Annotated in this window: 16 protein-coding genes; 6 read left to right on the top strand and 10 right to left on the bottom strand. The window is 73.2% G+C overall.

Features of this window, described 5'->3' with window-relative positions:
- Positions 1-53: 53 nt before the first annotated feature.
- Positions 54-431: an STAS domain-containing protein gene (locus CHR28_RS12115; RefSeq protein ID WP_094053555.1), complete on the bottom strand. Its 378-nt coding sequence runs from the start codon at positions 429-431 to the stop codon at positions 54-56.
- Positions 432-669: 238 nt separating this feature from the next.
- Between CHR28_RS12115 and CHR28_RS12110 the strand changes: the two genes are divergently transcribed.
- Positions 670-1596, top strand: coding sequence for an RNA polymerase sigma factor SigF (locus CHR28_RS12110; RefSeq protein WP_179272405.1), 927 nt, complete (start codon positions 670-672; stop codon positions 1594-1596).
- Between the two features lie 74 nt (positions 1597-1670).
- Here CHR28_RS12110 and CHR28_RS12105 read toward each other — a convergent pair whose 3' ends face one another.
- From CHR28_RS12105 to hutU, 5 genes are read right to left on the bottom strand one after another with little or no spacing between them, the layout of a single operon-like run.
- On the bottom strand, positions 1671-1961 hold the full coding sequence (locus CHR28_RS12105; protein WP_373453345.1) for a hypothetical protein: 291 nt from the start codon (positions 1959-1961) through the stop codon (positions 1671-1673).
- 42 nt (positions 1962-2003) lie between these two features.
- Entirely contained in the window at positions 2004-3299 is a 1296-nt protein-coding gene (gene hutI, locus CHR28_RS12100; protein ID WP_094053553.1) for an imidazolonepropionase, read from the bottom strand.
- Positions 3296-4636, bottom strand: a complete 1341-nt coding sequence (locus tag CHR28_RS12095) for a formimidoylglutamate deiminase (protein ID WP_094053552.1) — start codon at positions 4634-4636, stop codon at positions 3296-3298. Before CHR28_RS12095 ends, hutI begins: the two co-directional genes overlap by 4 nt.
- Complete coding sequence (locus tag CHR28_RS12090) at positions 4627-5850, bottom strand: allantoate amidohydrolase (RefSeq protein WP_094053551.1); 1224 nt, start codon at positions 5848-5850, stop codon at positions 4627-4629. The genes CHR28_RS12095 and CHR28_RS12090 overlap by 10 nt, the downstream gene beginning before the upstream one ends.
- Entirely contained in the window at positions 5847-7511 is a 1665-nt protein-coding gene (hutU, locus tag CHR28_RS12085) for a urocanate hydratase (RefSeq protein WP_094053550.1), read from the bottom strand. The genes CHR28_RS12090 and hutU overlap by 4 nt, the downstream gene beginning before the upstream one ends.
- A 127-nt stretch (positions 7512-7638) precedes the next feature.
- On the opposite strand from hutU, the gene CHR28_RS12080 reads away from it, so the two are divergent.
- Positions 7639-8991 (top strand): diaminopimelate decarboxylase, encoded by a 1353-nt coding sequence (locus CHR28_RS12080; protein WP_256984226.1) that lies wholly within the window; start codon positions 7639-7641, stop codon positions 8989-8991.
- Between the two features lie 95 nt (positions 8992-9086).
- On the opposite strand, the gene CHR28_RS12075 is transcribed toward CHR28_RS12080, so the two are convergent.
- Both CHR28_RS12075 and CHR28_RS12070 read right to left on the bottom strand, forming a co-directional pair.
- Entirely contained in the window at positions 9087-9698 is a 612-nt protein-coding gene (locus tag CHR28_RS12075) for a hypothetical protein (RefSeq protein ID WP_094053548.1), read from the bottom strand.
- Positions 9699-9803: 105 nt separating this feature from the next.
- Positions 9804-10646 carry a MurR/RpiR family transcriptional regulator gene (locus tag CHR28_RS12070; RefSeq protein ID WP_094053547.1) on the bottom strand — a complete coding sequence of 281 codons (843 nt, stop codon included), beginning with the start codon at positions 10644-10646 and terminating at the stop codon, positions 9804-9806.
- 191 nt (positions 10647-10837) lie between these two features.
- Here CHR28_RS12070 and CHR28_RS12065 point away from each other — a divergent pair, with 191 nt between their 5' ends.
- Positions 10838-11263, top strand: coding sequence for a hypothetical protein (locus CHR28_RS12065; protein WP_179272408.1), 426 nt, complete (start codon positions 10838-10840; stop codon positions 11261-11263).
- 14 nt (positions 11264-11277) lie between these two features.
- On the opposite strand, the gene CHR28_RS12060 is transcribed toward CHR28_RS12065, so the two are convergent.
- Positions 11278-12039, bottom strand: coding sequence for an SDR family oxidoreductase (locus CHR28_RS12060; protein ID WP_094053545.1), 762 nt, complete (start codon positions 12037-12039; stop codon positions 11278-11280).
- 143 nt (positions 12040-12182) lie between these two features.
- Here CHR28_RS12060 and CHR28_RS12055 point away from each other — a divergent pair, with 143 nt between their 5' ends.
- Positions 12183-13076 (top strand): helix-turn-helix transcriptional regulator, encoded by an 894-nt coding sequence (locus CHR28_RS12055; protein ID WP_094053544.1) that lies wholly within the window; start codon positions 12183-12185, stop codon positions 13074-13076.
- Positions 13077-13449: 373 nt separating this feature from the next.
- Here the strand turns inward: CHR28_RS12055 and CHR28_RS12050 are convergent, their stop codons facing one another.
- A complete protein-coding gene (locus CHR28_RS12050) occupies positions 13450-14838 on the bottom strand; it encodes a cystathionine beta-synthase (RefSeq protein WP_094053543.1) in 1389 nt (462 codons plus the stop codon).
- A gap of 159 nt (positions 14839-14997) precedes the next feature.
- Here CHR28_RS12050 and CHR28_RS12045 point away from each other — a divergent pair, with 159 nt between their 5' ends.
- Together CHR28_RS12045 and CHR28_RS12040 are read left to right on the top strand one after the other, a co-directional pair.
- Positions 14998-16026 (top strand): SGNH/GDSL hydrolase family protein, encoded by a 1029-nt coding sequence (locus CHR28_RS12045; RefSeq protein WP_094053542.1) that lies wholly within the window; start codon positions 14998-15000, stop codon positions 16024-16026.
- Positions 16027-16168: 142 nt separating this feature from the next.
- Positions 16169-17386: an acetyl-CoA C-acetyltransferase gene (locus tag CHR28_RS12040; protein ID WP_094053541.1), complete on the top strand. Its 1218-nt coding sequence runs from the start codon at positions 16169-16171 to the stop codon at positions 17384-17386.
- Positions 17387-17394 lie beyond the last annotated feature (8 nt).

The following is a 17394-nucleotide window of genomic DNA, read 5'->3' as shown; positions in this document are numbered from 1 at the left end:
AGGACACCGGTCACAGGGGTACGTCGGGGGCGTGGCGGGCCGGGGCACGCCGGTCAGCCCGACCTGTCGGCGAGGGCCGCCTCAAGCGTGTCATGAACAGTGAAAACCGCATCCGCCCCGGTGATCTCGAACACGCGTGCCACCACCGGCTGCATCCCGGCGAGCGTCACACCGCCACCGGCGGCCTCGGCCTTCAGGCGCGCCCCGAGAAGCACGTTCAGCCCCGTGGAGTCGCAGAACTCAAGGCGCGTGCAGTCGATGACCAGACGCTTGAATCCCTTGGCGAGACAGTCCTCGAGTGGCTCGCGCAACAGATCGGCGGTGTGGTGATCCAACTCACCCGCCGGGGTCACGACGGCACTGGGGCCCTCTTCCCGCACCTCCACCAGAAGCCGGCCAGACTGTGCGCTGCCGACCGTCCCGCGGTCCATGCCGTCTCTCTCTCCCGACGTCGTGGCTGTTGCTGACGCCCTCGAACACTACGCCTTCCTCACACACTCCGACACCCGAACAACCGCACACAAACGGACATAAGCCCGCAGAGCGCACTTGCGGTCGGCTCACGGAAGCGGGTAGGCCTAGTAAGGACACGTAACCGACACGGCCGGCTTTGGAGGCGCCGCACACCGCAGTGCACGTACTGGCTCCGGCAGCCATATGCCGAGAACGATGGAGGACATCATGTCACCCCGGCTCGACGCATCGCGTACCCACAAAGCGACGTCGACACCCCCTCCGGAACATCTGGATCCCATCGAGAAGGACGAGACGCTCGTCACATCCGACGACCTTCTCTCCGGACTTCCGGACATCCCGCCGTACGAGGAAGTCGACGCGGTCGACGCCCGGGCGCTGTCCAAGACCCTCTTCGAGCGGCTGGAGTCGCTGGAGGAAGGCACCGCCGAGTACTCGTACGTCCGCAACACGCTCGTCGAACTGAATCTGGCCCTGGTCAAGTTCGCCGCCTCGCGGTTCCGCTCCCGCAGCGAACCGATGGAGGACATCATCCAGGTCGGCACCATCGGCCTGATCAAGGCGATCGACCGCTTCGAGCTGTCCCGCGGGGTCGAGTTCCCCACGTTCGCGATGCCGACCATCATCGGCGAGATCAAGCGATTCTTCCGTGACACCTCGTGGTCGGTGCGCGTACCGCGCCGGCTCCAGGAACTGCGGCTCGACCTGGCCAAGGCCGGTGACGAGCTGGCGCAGAAGCTGGACCGCGCCCCGACGGTGCACGAACTGGCCGAGCGCCTCGGCATCACCAACGACGAGGTCGTCGAGGGCATGGCCGCGTCCAACGCGTACACCGCCTCCTCGCTGGACGCCCAGCCGGAGGAGGACGACTCCGAGGGCGCGCTCGCGGACCGCATCGGCTACGAGGACCACGGGCTCGAAGGCATCGAGTACGTCGAGTCGTTGAAGCCGCTGATAGCGGAACTCCCGCCGCGCGACCGGAAGATCCTGTCGCTGCGGTTCGTCGCCGGCATGACCCAGTCGGAGATCGGCGAGGAGCTCGGCATCTCGCAGATGCACGTCTCGCGTCTGCTGTCGCGGACGCTGGTGCGGCTGCGCAAGGGGCTGACGGTCGAGGAGTGAGCCTCACCGGGTGATCGTGTCCTTCCGGGGGCGGGCCTCAGGGCCCGCCCCCCGGCACGTGCCGCTCCCCTTTCTCACGTGTTGAGGATCAGCGCCGCCGTCGGGACGAGCGGGGCCGTCAGGCTCACGGCCCAGTAGGCGCGCGGCGCGAGCGCCGTCCGGCGCCGCAGCGGTGTGTTGGCGAGCCACCAGATCAGCCCGTACAGCGTCACGACGGGGACGACGATCACGAGCCAGAGGGCCATGCCGTCGTTCTCCGTGGGTTCCCGCGTGGTCCAGCCGAGCGCGGCCAGCGGCCCGTTGACCGTGACGTACCAGAGCAGCCAGAACGGCACCACGCCCGGGACGCCGAGCAGCTGGTTCACCAGGAGCGGCGCCGGCCAGTGCCTCGATCCGTCCCCGCCCTCTCACACCACGCGCTCCCCGCGCCGCCACACGCCGCTGACCAGCGGGACGCCAGGCCGGTAGGCGAGGTGGACGTGGCTCGGCGCGTCCAGGAGCACCAGGTCGGCACAGGCGCCCGGGGTGAGACGGCCCACGTCGGTGCGGCGCAGGGCCGCGGCGCCGCCCGCGGTGGCCGACCAGACGGCCTCGTCCGGGGTCATCCCCATGTCCCGGACGGCGAGCGCGACGCAGAACGGCACGGACGAGGTGAAGGACGAGCCGGGGTTGCAGTCCGTGGACAGGGCGACCGTGACGCCCGCGTCCAGCAGCCGCCGCGCGTCCGGCCAGGCGGCCCGCGTGGAGAACTCGGCGCCGGGCAGCAGCGTCGCGACCGTCCGGCTGTGCGCCAGGGCGTCGACGTCCGCGTCGGTGAGGTGGGTGCAGTGGTCGGCGCTGGCCGCGTCGAGTTCGACGGCGAGCTGCACGCCGGGGCCGTAGGAGAGCTGGTTGGCGTGGATGCGCGGGTGCAGTCCCCTGGCCTTGCCCGCGGTGAGGATCGCGCGGGCCTGGTCGCCGTCGAAGGCGCCCTTCTCGCAGAAGACGTCGATCCAGCGGGCGTGCGGCGCGCAGGCGTCGAGCATCTCGCCGGTGACCAGGGCGACGTAGCCGGCGGGGTCCTCCGCGTAGTCCGGCGGCACGATGTGGGCGCCGAGGTAGGTGACCTCGTCGGTGTGGGCGGCGGCGATGCGCAGGGCGCGGGCCTCGTCCTCGACGGTCAGGCCGTAGCCGGACTTGGTCTCGAACGTGGTGGTGCCCTGGCGGAGGGCCTCGGCGAGGTAACGGGTGACGCTGGCCTCCAGTTCCCCGTCGCTCGCCGCCCGGGTGGCGGCGACCGTGGTGCGGATGCCGCCGGCGCTGTAAGGGCGGCCCGACATGCGGGCGTTGAACTCCTGCGTCCGGTCGCCCGCGAAGACGAGGTGGGAGTGGGAGTCGACGAAGCCGGGGATGACGGCCCGGCCTTCGGCGTCGACCCGATTGTCAGTGGCGGGTGCTTTCCTGTGATCACCGGTCCACACGACGCGGTCGCCCTCGATGGCGACCGCTGCGTCGTGGACCAGTCCGAGGGGGGAACCGTCACCGAGGGAGGGGTCGTTGGTGACCAGGGCGGCGATGTTGGTGATGAGCGTGCTTGCGGTGCTCGCGGAGTGGGCGGGGCTGACGGTCGTCGCGTTGCTCATGGCGTCCTTGGTGGCCTGGTCGGCGGTGGGGTCGGGTGCGGGGGCGGAGCCGGGCCGCGCGGGCGGGCGGCCCGGGGTCATCCGCGCAGGGCTGCGACGGCTTCGGCGAGGGCGCGCGGCACGTCCGGCACGAGCGTGTGCGCCCCGTCCCGTACGACATGCCGCCCTGCCACGACCGTATGCGACACGTCCGCTGCCGACGCGGCGAATACGGCCGTCTCGGCCCCGAGCCGCGGAAGCGGCCCTGCCGTCCTGACCGAGTCGAGGGCGATCGTCGTGAAGTCGGCGAGCGCGCCGGGCTCCAGGGAGCCCGCCTCGTCCCAGCCGAGGGCCGCGTGACCGTCGGCCGAGGCGGCCCGCAGCAGGGCGGCGGCCGTCCAGTGCCCCCGGGTGCGGGTGCGCAGGCGCTCGTTGAGCTCCATCGCCCGCGCCTCCTCCAGCAGATCGATGACGGCGTGGCTGTCGGAGCCCAGGGAGAGCGGGGAGCCCTCGTTCTGCAGGGCGACGGCGGGTCCGATGCCGTCGGCCAGGTCGCGCTCGGTCGTCGGGCACATGCAGGTGCCGGTGGAGCTGGCGCCGATGAGGGAGATGTCCTCGGCGGTCAGGTGGGTGTTGTGGACGCCGGTGGTGCGCGGCCCGAGCACACCGTGCAGGGCGAGGAGCTGGGTCGGGGTGCAGCCGTGGGCTTCCCGGCAGGCGTCGTTCTCGGCGGTCTGCTCGGACAGGTGCACATGGAGCGGGGCCCGCCGCTCCTCGGCCCAGCGCGCGACGGTCTCCAGCTGGCCGGCGGGCACGGCCCGCACCGAGTGGATCGCCGCCCCGATCCGTGCGTGATCCCGTTCCTTGAGAAGTGAACAGCGTGCGGCCCAGGCGTCGGCGTCCCCGTCGGAGAAGCGGAGCTGGTGGCGGTTGGGCGGCTGCCCGAAGCCGGAGGAGAGGTAGGCGGCGTCGAGGAGGGTGATCCGGATGCCGGCCTCGGCGGCGGCCGCGACGAGGGCCTCGCCCATGGCGTTCGGGTCGGCGTACGGGGTGCCGCCCGGGGCGTGGTGGACGTAGTGGAACTCGCCGACGGACGTGATGCCGGCGAGGGCCATCTCGGCGTACACGGCCCGGGCGAGGGCGTGGTAGGTGTCCGGGGTCAGCCGGTCGGCGACGGAGTACATGACCTCGCGCCAGGTCCAGAAGGTGCCGGAGCCCACCTGGGCGGTGCCGCGCAGGGCGCGGTGGAAGGCGTGGCTGTGGGCGTTGGCCAGGCCGGGCAGGGTGAGGCCGCGCAGGGGCTCGGCGCCGGGGGGCGGGGCGGTCACCTCGGTCCGGACGGCGGTGATGCGCCCCTCGGCGGTCTCCAGGACCACGCCCGGCTCGACGTGGGTGCCGAGCCAGGCGTGCTCCAGCCAGTACGTCCGCGTCACCTGCACGCCAGTCCTTCCAGTACGTCGGCGAGGGCGAGCACTCCGGCCACGCAGTCGTCCTCGGCGGCGAATTCGGCCGGGGAGTGCGAGACGCCCGTGGGGTTGCGCACGAACAGCATGGCGGTCGGGATGCTCCCGGAGAGGATTCCGGCGTCGTGTCCGGCGCCGGTGCCGAGGACGGGGACCGTGAGCTGCGGGTCGCGGTCCTTGCCGAGGATGCGGGCGAGTTCGTCGCGCAGGGCGTGGTCGAACTCGACGACCGGCGTGAAGGACTCCCGCACGACGGCGAGATCGACCCCGTGCGCGGCGGCGTACTCCTCGGCGGCCTCGCGCACACCGGTGACCACGGCGTCCAGGCGGTCCTGGCCGGCGGCGCGCGAGTCGAGCCAGCCGCGCACCAGCGAGGGGATGGCGTTGACGCCGTTGGGCTCCACGGCGATCTTGCCGAAGGTGGCGACGGCTCCGGCGAGTTCGGCCTCGCGGCGGGCGGCGAGCACGGTCTCGGCGTAGGCGAGCATGGGGTCGCGCCGGTCGGCGAGCCGGGTGGTGCCGGCGTGGTTGGCCTCGCCGGCGAAGTCGAACCGCCACCGGCCGTGCGGCCAGATCGCGCTGGCGATGCCGACCCGGTCGCCGGACAGGTCCAGGGCCCGGCCCTGTTCGACGTGGAGTTCGACGAAGGCGCCGATGCGGGCGAGCCGTTCGGGGTCGGGCCCGATGGTGTCCGGGTCGTGGCCGGCGGCCTCCATGGCCCGGGGCAGGGTGATGCCGTCCCCGTCGGTGAGCCGGTGGGCGTCCGCGACGGTGAGCTGCCCGGCCGTGAGCCGGGAGCCGACGCAGGCGAGGCCGAACCGGGCGCCCTCCTCGTCACCGAAGTTGACGATGCCGAGCGGCCTGGTGGGCTCCGCTCCCCTGGCCCGGAGTTCGTCGAGGGCGGCGAAGGACGACACGACGCCCAGGGGTCCGTCGAAGGCGCCGCCGTCGGGGACGGAGTCGAGGTGCGAGCCGGTGACGACGGCGTCGCCGCGGGCGGGGTCGCCGAGCCAGGCCCACTGGTTGCCGTTGCGGTCGGTCTCGTAGCCGAGCCCGCGGGTCTCGGCCTGTTCCTTGAACCAGGCCCGGCAGTCCCGGTCGGCGCCGGTCCAGGCGAAGCGGCGGTAGCCGCCGGAGGCGGGGCTGCGGCCGATCGGCAGCAGCTCCGCCCACATGCTGTGGAAGGTCACGCCTGGTCACCCTCGCGCATCGGGATGCGGACACCGCGCTCACCGGCGACGGACTCGGCGATGTCGTACCCGGCGTCCACGTGCCGGATGACGCCCATGCCGGGGTCGTTGGTCAGGACGCGGCGGATCTTCTCCTCGGCGAGCGGGGTGCCGTCGGCCACGGTCACCTGCCCGGCGTGGATCGACCGCCCCATGCCGACGCCGCCGCCGTGGTGGAGGGAGACCCAGGACGCGCCGGAGGCCACGTTGACCATGGCGTTGAGCAGCGGCCAGTCGGCGATCGCGTCGGAGCCGTCGAGCATGGCCTCGGTCTCGCGGTAAGGGGAGGCGACGGAGCCGCAGTCGAGGTGGTCGCGGCCGATGACGACCGGGGCGGCCAGCTCACCGCTCGCGACCATGTCGTTGAAGCGCTCGCCGGCCTTGTCGCGCTCGCCGTAGCCGAGCCAGCAGATGCGGGCGGGCAGGCCCTGGAAGTGGACCCGCTCCCCGGCCATCTTGATCCAGCGGGCCAGGGACTCGTTCTCCGGGAAGAGGTCGAGGATCGCCTTGTCGGTCTTGGCGATGTCGGAGGCCTCGCCGGACAGGGCCGCCCAGCGGAAGGGGCCCTTGCCCTCGCAGAACAGGGGGCGGATGTAGGCGGGGACGAAGCCGGGGAAGGCGAACGCCCGGTCGTACCCGGCGAGCTGGGCCTCGCCGCGGATGGAGTTGCCGTAGTCGAAGACCTCGGCGCCGGCGTCCTGGAAGCCGACCATGGCCTCGACGTGCTTCGCCATGGACTCACGGGCGCGGGTGGTGAAGCCGGCCGGGTCCTTGGCGGCGTAGGAGGCCATCTCGTCGAAGTCGACGCCGAGCGGGAGGTAGGCCAGCGGGTCGTGCGCCGAGGTCTGGTCGGTGACGATGTCGATGGGCGCGCCCATGGCGAGGAGCTGCGGGAGGAGTTCGGCGGCGTTGCCGAGGACGCCGATGGACAGCGGGCGGCGGGCGTCGCGGGCCTCGGTGGCCAGCCGGAGGGCGTGGTCCAGGCTGTCGGCCTTCACGTCCAGGTAGCGGTGCTCGATGCGGCGCTCGATCGCGCGCGGGTCGCAGTCGATGCACAGGGCGACGCCGTCGTTCATCGTCACGGCGAGGGGCTGGGCGCCGCCCATGCCGCCGAGGCCGGCGGTCAGCGTGATCGTGCCGGCGAGGGTGCCGCCGAACTTCTTCGCGGCGACGGCGGCGAAGGTCTCGTAGGTGCCCTGGAGGATGCCCTGGGTGCCGATGTAGATCCAGGAGCCGGCGGTCATCTGGCCGTACATGGTCAGGCCGAGCTGTTCGAGGCGGCGGAACTCCTCCCAGTTGGCCCAGTCGCCCACGAGGTTGGAGTTGGCGATGAGGACGCGCGGGGCCCACTCGTGGGTCTGCATGACGCCGACCGGGCGGCCGGACTGGACGAGCATGGTCTCGTCCTGCTTCAGGCTCTTGAGGGTGCGGACCATGGCGTCGAAGGAGCGCCAGTCGCGGGCGGCCTTGCCGGTGCCGCCGTAGACGACGAGCTGGTCGGGGTGTTCGGCGACCTCCGGGTCGAGGTTGTTCTGCAGCATCCGCAGGGCGGCTTCCTGCTGCCATCCGAGGGCGCTCGGTTCCGTGCCGCGCGGCGCTCGGACGGGGCGGGGTCCGGACATGGTCTGCCTCCTGGTGGGGTCTCCCGGCGGATGTTGCTGCTTCTATTCACATCCTGGACTCATGAATAGAGCTAGTCAATACGCGGGGACGTCGGCGCGGCCGGGGCGTGGATGTTTGGCTGGGCGTATGGGCGCACACAGGGAAACGGACGAGACGGACGGCTCCGGGGCCGGGCGGGTGGCCCGGCGGGACGAGGCGGTGCGGGCCGCGGTCGAGCAGGGGCTGCTGGGGCCGGACCGGCCCCTGGTGGGACTGCTGGACGTCGTCGGCATCCGGGAGTCGGCCGCGGGGCTGCGGGCGGCGTTCGAGGCGGTGACCGCGCCGGGCACACCGGTGCTGCACGCCTTCGCGGTGAAGGCGACCCCGCTGGTGCCGGTGCTGCGGCTGCTGCGCGAGGAGGGCGTCGGCGCGGAGGTGGCGAGCCCGGGCGAGCTGGCGCTGGCCCGGGCGGCCGGGGTGCCGGTCGGGATGACGGTGCTCGACTCGCCCGCGAAGACACCGGCCGAACTGCGTGAGGCGCTGGACGCAGGCATCGCGGTCAACGCCGACAACCCGCAGGAGCTGGCCCGCATCGACGCCCTGATGCGCACCCGCCCCGCCCGCTCCCCGCTCGGGATCCGGGTGAACCCGCAGCTCGGCGGGGGTGCCATCGAGGCGCTGTCCACGGCGACGGCCACGTCCAAGTTCGGGGTGGCGCTGCGGGACGAGGGGGCGCGGGAGTGGGTCGTCCAGGCGTATCTGGACCGTCCGTGGCTGACCCGGCTGCACACGCACACCGGGTCCCAGGGCATCCCGCTGTCCCTGATGGCGCGGGGTGTGGCGGAGGCGTACGCGCTGGCCGAGGAGATCAACCGGCGGGCCGGGCGGCGGCAGGTCGACACGCTCGACATCGGCGGCGGCCTGCCGGTGAACTTCGCGTCGGACGCGACGACGCCGACGTACGCGCAGTACGCGCGGATGCTGGCCGAGGAGGTGCCGGGGCTGTTCGACGGGCGGTACGGGCTCGTCACCGAGTTCGGCCGGTCCCTGCTGGCGAAGCACGGGACGGTGCTGGCCCGGGTCGAGTACGCGAAGACCTCCGGTGGGCGGGCGGTCGCCGTGACGCACGCCGGGGTGCAGGTGGCGGCGCGGACGGTGTACGCGCCGGGGAGCTGGCCGCTGCGGATCGCGGCGTACGACGCGAAGGGCCGGGTGAAGGAGGGGCCCGTCGTGGTGCAGGACGTCGCGGGCCCGGCCTGTTTCGCGGGGGACCTGCTGGCGGAGGGGCGCTCCATGCCGCTGCTGGAGCAGGGGGACTACGCGGCGGCGCTGGACACGGGGGCGTACTACTTCGCGCACCACTACGGGTACAACTCGCTGGTGCGGCCCGGGGTGTACGGGTTCTGGCCCGGGGGGCGGTTCGCGGTGGTGCGGGAGGCGCAGACCGTGGAGGAGGTCGTCGCGGAGTCCGGCGGGGCGCAGGTGGACGCGTTGGCCTGAGCGCCGCGGGAGTGCCGTGGTGGGGCGGCTGCGGGGGCGTGGGGGCTGATCGCGCAGTTCCCCGCGCCCCCGAGGGGGCGTGTCCTCGCCGTCGGTCAGACGAGGGCCGGTGTCTTCCTCCGATGTCCGCCGGGGACCGCCGTCTTCCTGCGGGTTCCGCCGGGGGCCGCGTCGCCCGCCGCGATGCCGGTGCTGCGGAACGCCTTGACCTGCTTGCCCGTCGGACGGGCCGCGCCCGCGCGCAGCCAGTCCACGCGGACCCACAGCAGCACCTCGTCCGCGCGCTCGCGGCGGCCCAGCCACGCCGCCTTCAGCCGCAGGCCCGCTCCGCAGCCGGCCAGCAGCATGCCGCCCGCGGCCGGCAGCGCGAACGAGGTGCCCAGGGCGGCCAGGAAGGCCAGCAGGAGCCACCAGCGGTGTGCGCGGCGCCAGTTGCGGGCCGTGACCGCACGGTCCTGGAGCACGTCGTGCTTGCCGGCCCGGGCGGCCGAGGCGGCCAGGGCCGTGTAGCGCCTGCGGCGGGCGGTGGCCACCGCGGCCGCGGCCAGGAGGAAGAGGGCCGCTCCCGTCAGCACGCCGATCCGGCGGCCGGTGAGTCCCCCGGGCAGCAGGCCGATGCCGGCCGCCAGGACCCCGAGCCACCACAGCGGGGCGGCACCCGCCCGTACGACGACGGCCACCCGGGCCAGTCCATGTCCTCCACGCATGTCGATCAGCCTCCGTCCGGTACCCGAAGCGTCCGAAGAGTGTTGTAGGAGACGCAGGTTAGCGACGCAACGTGAGACGAGGATGAGAAGCGCGAGCCGGTGCCGTCAGTCGACGAACAGGCCCCGGGCCGCCGCCTTGGCGTCGAACTCCTCCAGCCGGGCCTGGGCCTCGGGCAGGTCGTCGCACATGGCCTCCAGCAGCACCCGGCCGAGCAGCATCGGGGCGCAGGCCGTGTCGAAGGCCAGGCCGGTGCCGACGGCGGCGGGGACGAGCAGGTCGGACACCTTGGCGACGGGGGCGAAGGCGGAGTCGGCGACCGTGACGACGGTCAGGCCGCACTCCCGGGCGTAGGCGAGGGTGTCGACGACCTCGCGGGGGTGCCGGGGCAGCGCGAAGCACAGCAGGGCGGAGGCACCGGCGCGGACGGCGGAGTCGATGCGGTCGGCGAGGACCGTGCCGCCCTCGTTGAGGAGCCGTACGTCGGGGTGGACCTTGGCGGCGAAGTAGGCGAAGCCGTGAGCCTGGGCGGCCGCCGCCCGCAGTCCGAGGACGGGCAGCGGGCGGGAGGCCGCGAGCAGGCGCCCGGCGCGCCGCACGGGAGTGGGGTCGGCGAGCGCCTCCGCCAGGTGCCGCAGGTTCTCGATCTCGGCCTCGACGGCCTGCTGGTACTCGTTGGCCGACGCGGCCTCCCCCGCCGGTTCCGCGGGGGCGACCTCGCGCAGGTGGCGGCGCAGGGCGGGGTAGCCGTCGAAGCCGAGGGCGACGGCGAAGCGCGTCACGGAGGGCTGGCTGACGCCGGCCAGCTCGGCGAGCTCCACGCTCGACAGGAACGGCACGTCGGCGGCGCGGCGCACCATGCTGTGCGCGATGCGCCGCTGGGTGGGCGTCAGCCGGTGGCCCTCGAAGAGCGCCTGCAGCCGCGCGGCAGGGCTGTCGGTCGCGCTCATGGCGTGCTCCCCCTCGCCTATTCAGTAGCTGAGGATTCTGCATGAGCATATGCAGACCGGCAAGCGGCGGCAGGCGCGCGGACCTCGGCGGGGGCGGGCCGGTCCCGCCTCGGCAGCCCACCGCTCCGACAGGGGGGCTAACCCCAGTGCGGCCGCCCTCCCCGCTGCCTACCGTGGACGGCATGAGCGGAATGGACGCGCGGGACACCGAGCTGAAGAAGGAACTCGACGCCACGCTGCACGCCCGCAGGGAGCTGGGCGAGGAGTACGAGCCGGCGCTGGTCGAATCGTTCCTGGAGAAGGTCGACCAGCGGATCGACGGCGCGGTCGAGCGCCGGGTGCGCCGGCAGCTCGCCGAGCAGCAGATGCAGACGGCCCGGGACTCCCGGACGCCGAGGGCCACGGACTCCTGGGGCGAGCGCTTCGGCTTCGGGATCGTCTCCCTCGTCCTCGCGGTGCCGCTGTCCGCGATCGGCGGGGGCGTGGCCCGGCTGCCCGGTCTGCTCGTCGCCTGGGCGGGCATCGTCGGCGTCAACCTCGTGCAGGCCGCCCGCACCAACCCGAACCTGTTCGGACGCCGCCGCAAGTCCTCCCAGGAGAGCGACTGGGAGGACTGAGGACGCCCCGGCGGTCAGGCCTGCCGTGTCGGCAGGGCCACGATCTGCCGCAGGTTGACCCGGCGCGGCCGGCTCGTCGCGTAGGCGACCAGGTCGGCCAGCTCCTCGGCGGACAGCGCGCCCACCGCGTCCAGCATGCCCTCCACCTGCCGGGACAGCTCCGCGTCGGAGATGTGCGTGCGCAGCTCGCTCTCGACGAACCCCGGCTCGATGTTGGTGACCCGGACGTCCCTCGGCCCGAACTCCCCGCGCAGCGCCTCCGACAGATACGTGACGGCCGCCTTGGTCGCGCCGTACACCGCGTAGTTCGGGAAGCTCATGTGCGCGGCGATCGACGAGATGTTCACCAGGTCGGCGCTGCGGCCGGCCTCCGCGGCACCCACCAGGTCGGCGGTGAAGGCACCGGTGATCCGCAGCACCCCGGCGACGTTGGTGTCGAGCATCCGCTGCCACTCGTCCGCGCGCCGGTCCTCCACCGGGTGCGGCAGCATCACGCCGGCGGCGTTCACGACCAGGTCGACGGGACCGTACTCGGCGTGGATCCGGTCCACCGCGTCGGCGACGGACGTCTCGTCGGTGACGTCGGCGGCGACGGCCAGGGCCTGTCCGCCGTCGGCCCGGATCTTCCCGGCGAGTGCGGCCAGCCGTTCCTCGCGCCGGGCCAGCAGCGCCACCCGCGCGCCCTCGGCGGCCAGCAGCACCGCGACGGCCTCGCCGATGCCGCTCGCGGCTCCGGTGACGACGGCGGTGCGGCCGGCCAGGTTCTCGTACGCCATGGGATCTCTCCTCGGTGGGCCGGGGCGTCTCCCCGGCTTCGTCCACCACCCTCGGCGCCCGCGGCCGCCGTACCCAGGGCGACGGTTTTCCTGGGACCGGCAGTACCAGGCTCGCCGGGCCCGGGCCGCCTACGCTCGAAGGCATGGACGGAGAACTGGGAGACTTCCTGCGCTCGCGCCGTGCCCGGATCCGCCCGGAGGAGGTGGGGCTGCCCTCCTACGGCCGGCGCCGCGTCCCGGGGCTGCGCCGCGAGGAGGTGGCACAGCTGGCGGGGGTCAGCGTGGACTACTACGTGCGCCTGGAACAGGGCAGGGGACCCGGCGGCCCCTCCCGGACCAGGTCCGGGGGCGTCTCGGACGCCGTGCTGGACGCGATCGCGCGGGTGTTGCGGCTGGACGGGGCCGAGCGTGAGTACCTGCGGGCGGTGGCCCGGCCCCGGCGGCAGGCCGCCGGCGGACCGACCGGACCGGGAGTGCGCCAGGCCGCCGGCGGACCGGCCGGACCGGGAGTGCGCCCGGGCGTCCGGCTGATCCTGGACGGCTTGGACCGCAACCCGGCCTACGTGCTGGACCACCGGATGACCGTCCTCGCCTGGAACGCCCTCGCGGACGCCGTGCTCGGCTTCGACGGCACCGGCCCCGAGGAGCGCAGCCTGCCCCGCCGGACCTTCCTCGACCCGGCCTCCCGCGACCTCTACCCGGACTGGACCGCGATCGCCGAGCAGACGGTCGCCCACCTCCGGCTGCAGGCGGGCCACCATCCGGGCGACGCCGCCCTGGGGGAGCTCGTCGGGGAACTGACCCGCGCCAGCGAGGACTTCCGCCGGCTGTGGGCCGACCATCTGGTCAAACCCTGCGACCACGGCGTGAAGCGGCTGCGGCACCCGGTCGCGGGCCTGCTGACCCTGCCGTACGAGACGCTCACCGTCCCGTCGGCCCCGGACCAGACGATCGTGGCCTACGCCCCGGAACCGGGTTCGGAGACGGCGGAACGCCTGGCGCTGCTGGGGAGTTGGGCGACGAGCCACTCGGCATGACACCGGGCGGGCCGGACGGGCCGCCGGTGAGGAGATGCGCGGTGAGGAGATGCGCGGGGACCGCCGCACCCCCGTGAACGAGGGGCGGGACGACGGCGGTCCCCGCGAAGGACGCGGACCTGGTCAGGGCCGGGCCCCCGCGTCCGTGGCGTCGGTGGAGGTCCGGGAGCCGCTCCGGAGGTCCGTGACGCCTACGGCGCCGGCGGGGGCGGGGAGCCGCTCCCGCCCTTGCCGACATCCACCAATGTGCAGGACCCGTGTTAAGCGGGTGCTGCGCGAACGTGACGCCCTCGTACCACTTCCGCGAAGTCCGCGAAGATCGCGGACGTCACGGGTTCACCCGGTACGCGGGCCGTTCACCCGGCGTTCGCCGTCACTTCCCGCCGCGGGCGAGGAACGACAGCAGGTCCTGCCGGCTGACCACGCCGGTGGGCTTGCCCTCGACCAGGACGATCGCCGCGTCCGCCTTGCCCAGCACGGCCATCAGGTCCGCGACCGGCTCGCCGGAGCCGACCTGCGGCAGCGGCGCCGACATGTGCTTCTCCAGCGGGTCGTCCAGTGAGGCGTTCTTGCTGAACAGCGCGTCCAGCAGCTCGCGTTCGACCACGGACCCGACGACCTCGGCGGCCATCACGTCCGGGTGCCCGGCGCCCGGCTTGACGACGGGCATCTGCGAGACGCCGTACTCGCGCAGCACGTCGATGGCCTGACCGACCGTCTCCTCCGGGTGCATGTGGACGAGGGAGGGCATGCGGTCGCCCTCCTTGTCGGCCAGGACGTCGCCGACGCGGGCGCTCGGGCCGGTGTCCTCCAGGAAGCCGTAGTCGGCCATCCACTCGTCGTTGAAGATCTTGCTGAGGTAGCCGCGGCCGCTGTCCGGCAGCAGCACCACCACGACGTCGTCCTCGCCGAGCCGAGCGGCGACCTCCAGCGCGGCGACGACCGCCATGCCGCAGGAGCCGCCGACCAACAGGCCCTCCTCCTTGGCAAGGCGGCGGGTCATCTGGAAGGAGTCCTTGTCGGACACGGCGACGATCTCGTCGGCGACGGTGCGGTCGTAGGCGGTGGGCCAGAAGTCCTCGCCGACGCCCTCGACGAGGTACGGCCGGCCGGAGCCGCCGGAGTAGACCGAGCCCTCCGGGTCGGCGCCGATGACCTTCACCTTGCCGTCGCTGGCCTCCTTGAGGTAGCGGCCGGTACCGGAGATGGTGCCGCCGGTGCCGACGCCCGCGACGAAGTGCGTGATCCGCCCCTCCGTCTGCTCCCACAGCTCGGGGCCGGTGGAGTGGTAGTGGGAGAGCGGGTTGTTCGGGTTGGAGTACTGGTCGGGCTTCCAGGCGCCGGGCGTCTCACGGACCAGCCGGTCGGAGACGTTGTAGTAGGAGTCCGGGTGCTCGGGGTCCACCGCGGTGGGGCACACCACGACCTCGGCGCCGTACGCGCGCAGCACGTTGATCTTGTCGGTGCTCACCTTGTCGGGGCACACGAAGATGCACTTGTACCCCTTCTGCTGGGCCACGATGGCGAGCCCGACGCCGGTGTTGCCGCTGGTCGGCTCGACGATCGTGCCGCCGGGCTTGAGCGCGCCGCTCTCCTCCGCCGCCTCGATCATGCGCAGGGCGATGCGGTCCTTCACCGAACCGCCGGGGTTGAAGTACTCCACCTTGGCCAGGACGGTGGCCCTGATGCCCTTGGTCACGCTGTTGAGCCTCACCAGCGGGGTGTTGCCGACGAGACTGATCATCGAGTCGTGAAATTGCACCGTTGTCTCCGGATGCCGCAAAAGATTCGGTCGTAGTGGTGCCGCCAGCCTATGACTTCGCCGTCGCCCGTGACGGTCGTTCACTCCCCGTTGAGATTCGGCGACCCCCTGTACGGGGCAAGCACTGGGTGTAGGGGTTCGAGGAGGTGGCGGCGACGCATGCCGAACATGTCGAGGGCGAGGGCGGCCCGGCGGATCGCGGCCGGCGCCGCGTACGGCGGCGGCGGGATCGGGCTGGCCGGGGCGGCCACCGTGGGGCTGGTGCTGGCGGAGGTGCAGCTGGCCCGGCGCCGCGTGGGCAACGGCACGTCGGGGCACGTGCCGAACGCGGACGGGCTGTACGGCCGGACGTACGCCGTCTCCTCCGAGCTCCCGCCGCTGCGGCTGACCATGCTGGGTGACTCCACGGCCGCCGGCCAGGGCGTGCACCGGGCCGGGCAGACGCCGGGGGCGCTGCTCGCCTCGGGGGTCGCGGCGCTGGCGGAGCGCCCGGTGGAGCTGCGCACGGTGGCGCTGCCGGGGGCCCGCTCCGACGACCTGGACCGCCAGGTGGCCCTGGTGCTGGCCGGACCCGGCCCGGTGCCCGACATCTGCGTGATCATGGTCGGCGCCAACGACGTCACCCACCGCATGCCCGCCACCCGCTCGGTCCGCTGCCTGGCCTCGGCGGTACGCCGGCTGCGCACGGCCGGTGCGGAGGTCGTGGTGGGCACCTGCCCCGACCTGGGCACCATCGAGCCGGTCCGGCAGCCGCTGCGCTGGCTGGCCAGACGGGCCTCCCGCCAGCTGGCAGCCGCCCAGACGATCGGAGTGGTCGAGCAGGGCGGCCGCACCGTGTCCCTGGGCGACCTGCTGGGTCCCGAGTTCGCGGCGAACCCCCGTGAGCTGTTCGGCCCGGACAACTACCACCCGTCCGCCGAGGGCTACGCGACGGCGGCGATGGCGGTGCTGCCGACCGTCTGCGCCGCGCTCGGGCTCTGGCCGGCCGAGGAGGAGCGCCCGGACGCCTCCCGCCGCGAGGGCTTCCTGCCGGTGGCGCGGGCGGCCGCGGAGGCGGCCTCGGAGGCCGGTACGGAGGTCGCGGCGGCGCTGCCGACCGGGCCGCGGGGCCCATGGGCCCTGCTGAAGCGCCGGCGCCGCCGCCGGGTGCCCGAGCAGGAACCGGCACCCGCGACGCCCTCGGTCTGACGCACGGGCGGGCATCCCGACAAAGCAAGCGCTTAGAAAACTGCGGCCAGGGTCACACCGCGACACCCGTGACCCAGCCCATACGTACGGGTAACTTCCCAGTCAGCCCCGCCAGACCACCCGGTACGTCAATGGAGCCGTGATGCCCGAAGCCGTGATCGTCTCAGCCGCCCGCTCCCCCATCGGCCGCGCCGTCAAGGGCTCCCTCAAGGACCTCCGCCCGGACGACCTCGCCGCCACGATCGTCCAGGCCGCCCTGGCCAAGGTCCCCGAGCTGGACCCGAAGGACATCGACGACCTGATGCTGGGCTGCGGCCTGCCCGGCGGCGAGCAGGGCCACAACCTCGGCCGCATCGTCGCGGTGCAGATGGGCATGGACCACCTGCCGGGCTGCACCGTCACCCGGTACTGCTCGTCCTCCCTGCAGACCTCCCGCATGGCCCTGCACGCCATCAAGGCGGGCGAGGGCGACGTCTTCATCTCGGCCGGCGTCGAGACCGTCTCCCGGTACGCCTACGGCAGCTCGGACATGCCCGGCACGCACAACCCGCTCTTCGCCGAGGCCGAGGCCCGCACCGCCGAGACCGCCCAGTCCGAGGGCTCCACCTGGCACGACCCGCGCGAGGACGGCCTGCTGCCCGACCCGTACATCGCGATGGGCCAGACCGCCGAGAACCTGGCCCGCGCCAAGGGCGTCACCCGCCAGGACATGGACGAGTTCGGCGTCCGCTCGCAGAACCTCGCCGAGGAGGCCATCAAGAACGGCTTCTGGGAGCGCGAGATCACCCCGGTGACCCTGCCCGACGGCACGGTCGTCAGCAAGGACGACGGCCCCCGCGCCGGCGTCACCCTGGAGGGCGTGCAGGGCCTGAAGCCGGTCTTCCGCCCCGACGGCATGGTCACCGCCGCCAACTGCTGCCCGCTGAACGACGGCGCCGCCGCACTGGTGATCATGTCCGACACCAAGGCCCGCGAGCTCGGTCTCACCCCGCTCGCCCGGATCGTCTCGACCGGCGTCTCCGGCCTGTCCCCCGAGATCATGGGCCTCGGCCCGGTGGAGGCGAGCAAGCAGGCCCTGGGGCGGGCCGGGCTGACCATCGACGACATCGACCTGGTGGAGATCAACGAGGCGTTCGCCGCCCAGGTGATCCCCTCCTACCGCGACCTGAACATCCCGCTGGAGAAGCTGAACGTCAACGGCGGCGCCATCGCCGTCGGCCACCCCTTCGGCATGACCGGCGCCCGCATCACCACCACGCTCATCAACTCGCTCCAGTTCCACGACAAGCAGTTCGGCCTGGAGACGATGTGCGTCGGCGGCGGCCAGGGCATGGCCATGGTCATCGAGCGCCTCAGCTGAGCGCCGCA

Origin of the sequence: Streptomyces sp. XY006, from assembly GCF_002237655.1 — a bacterium.
GTDB classification, from domain to species: Bacteria; Actinomycetota; Actinomycetes; order Streptomycetales; family Streptomycetaceae; genus Streptomyces; species Streptomyces levis.
This window is presented reverse-complemented; position numbering and strand designations above follow the sequence as displayed.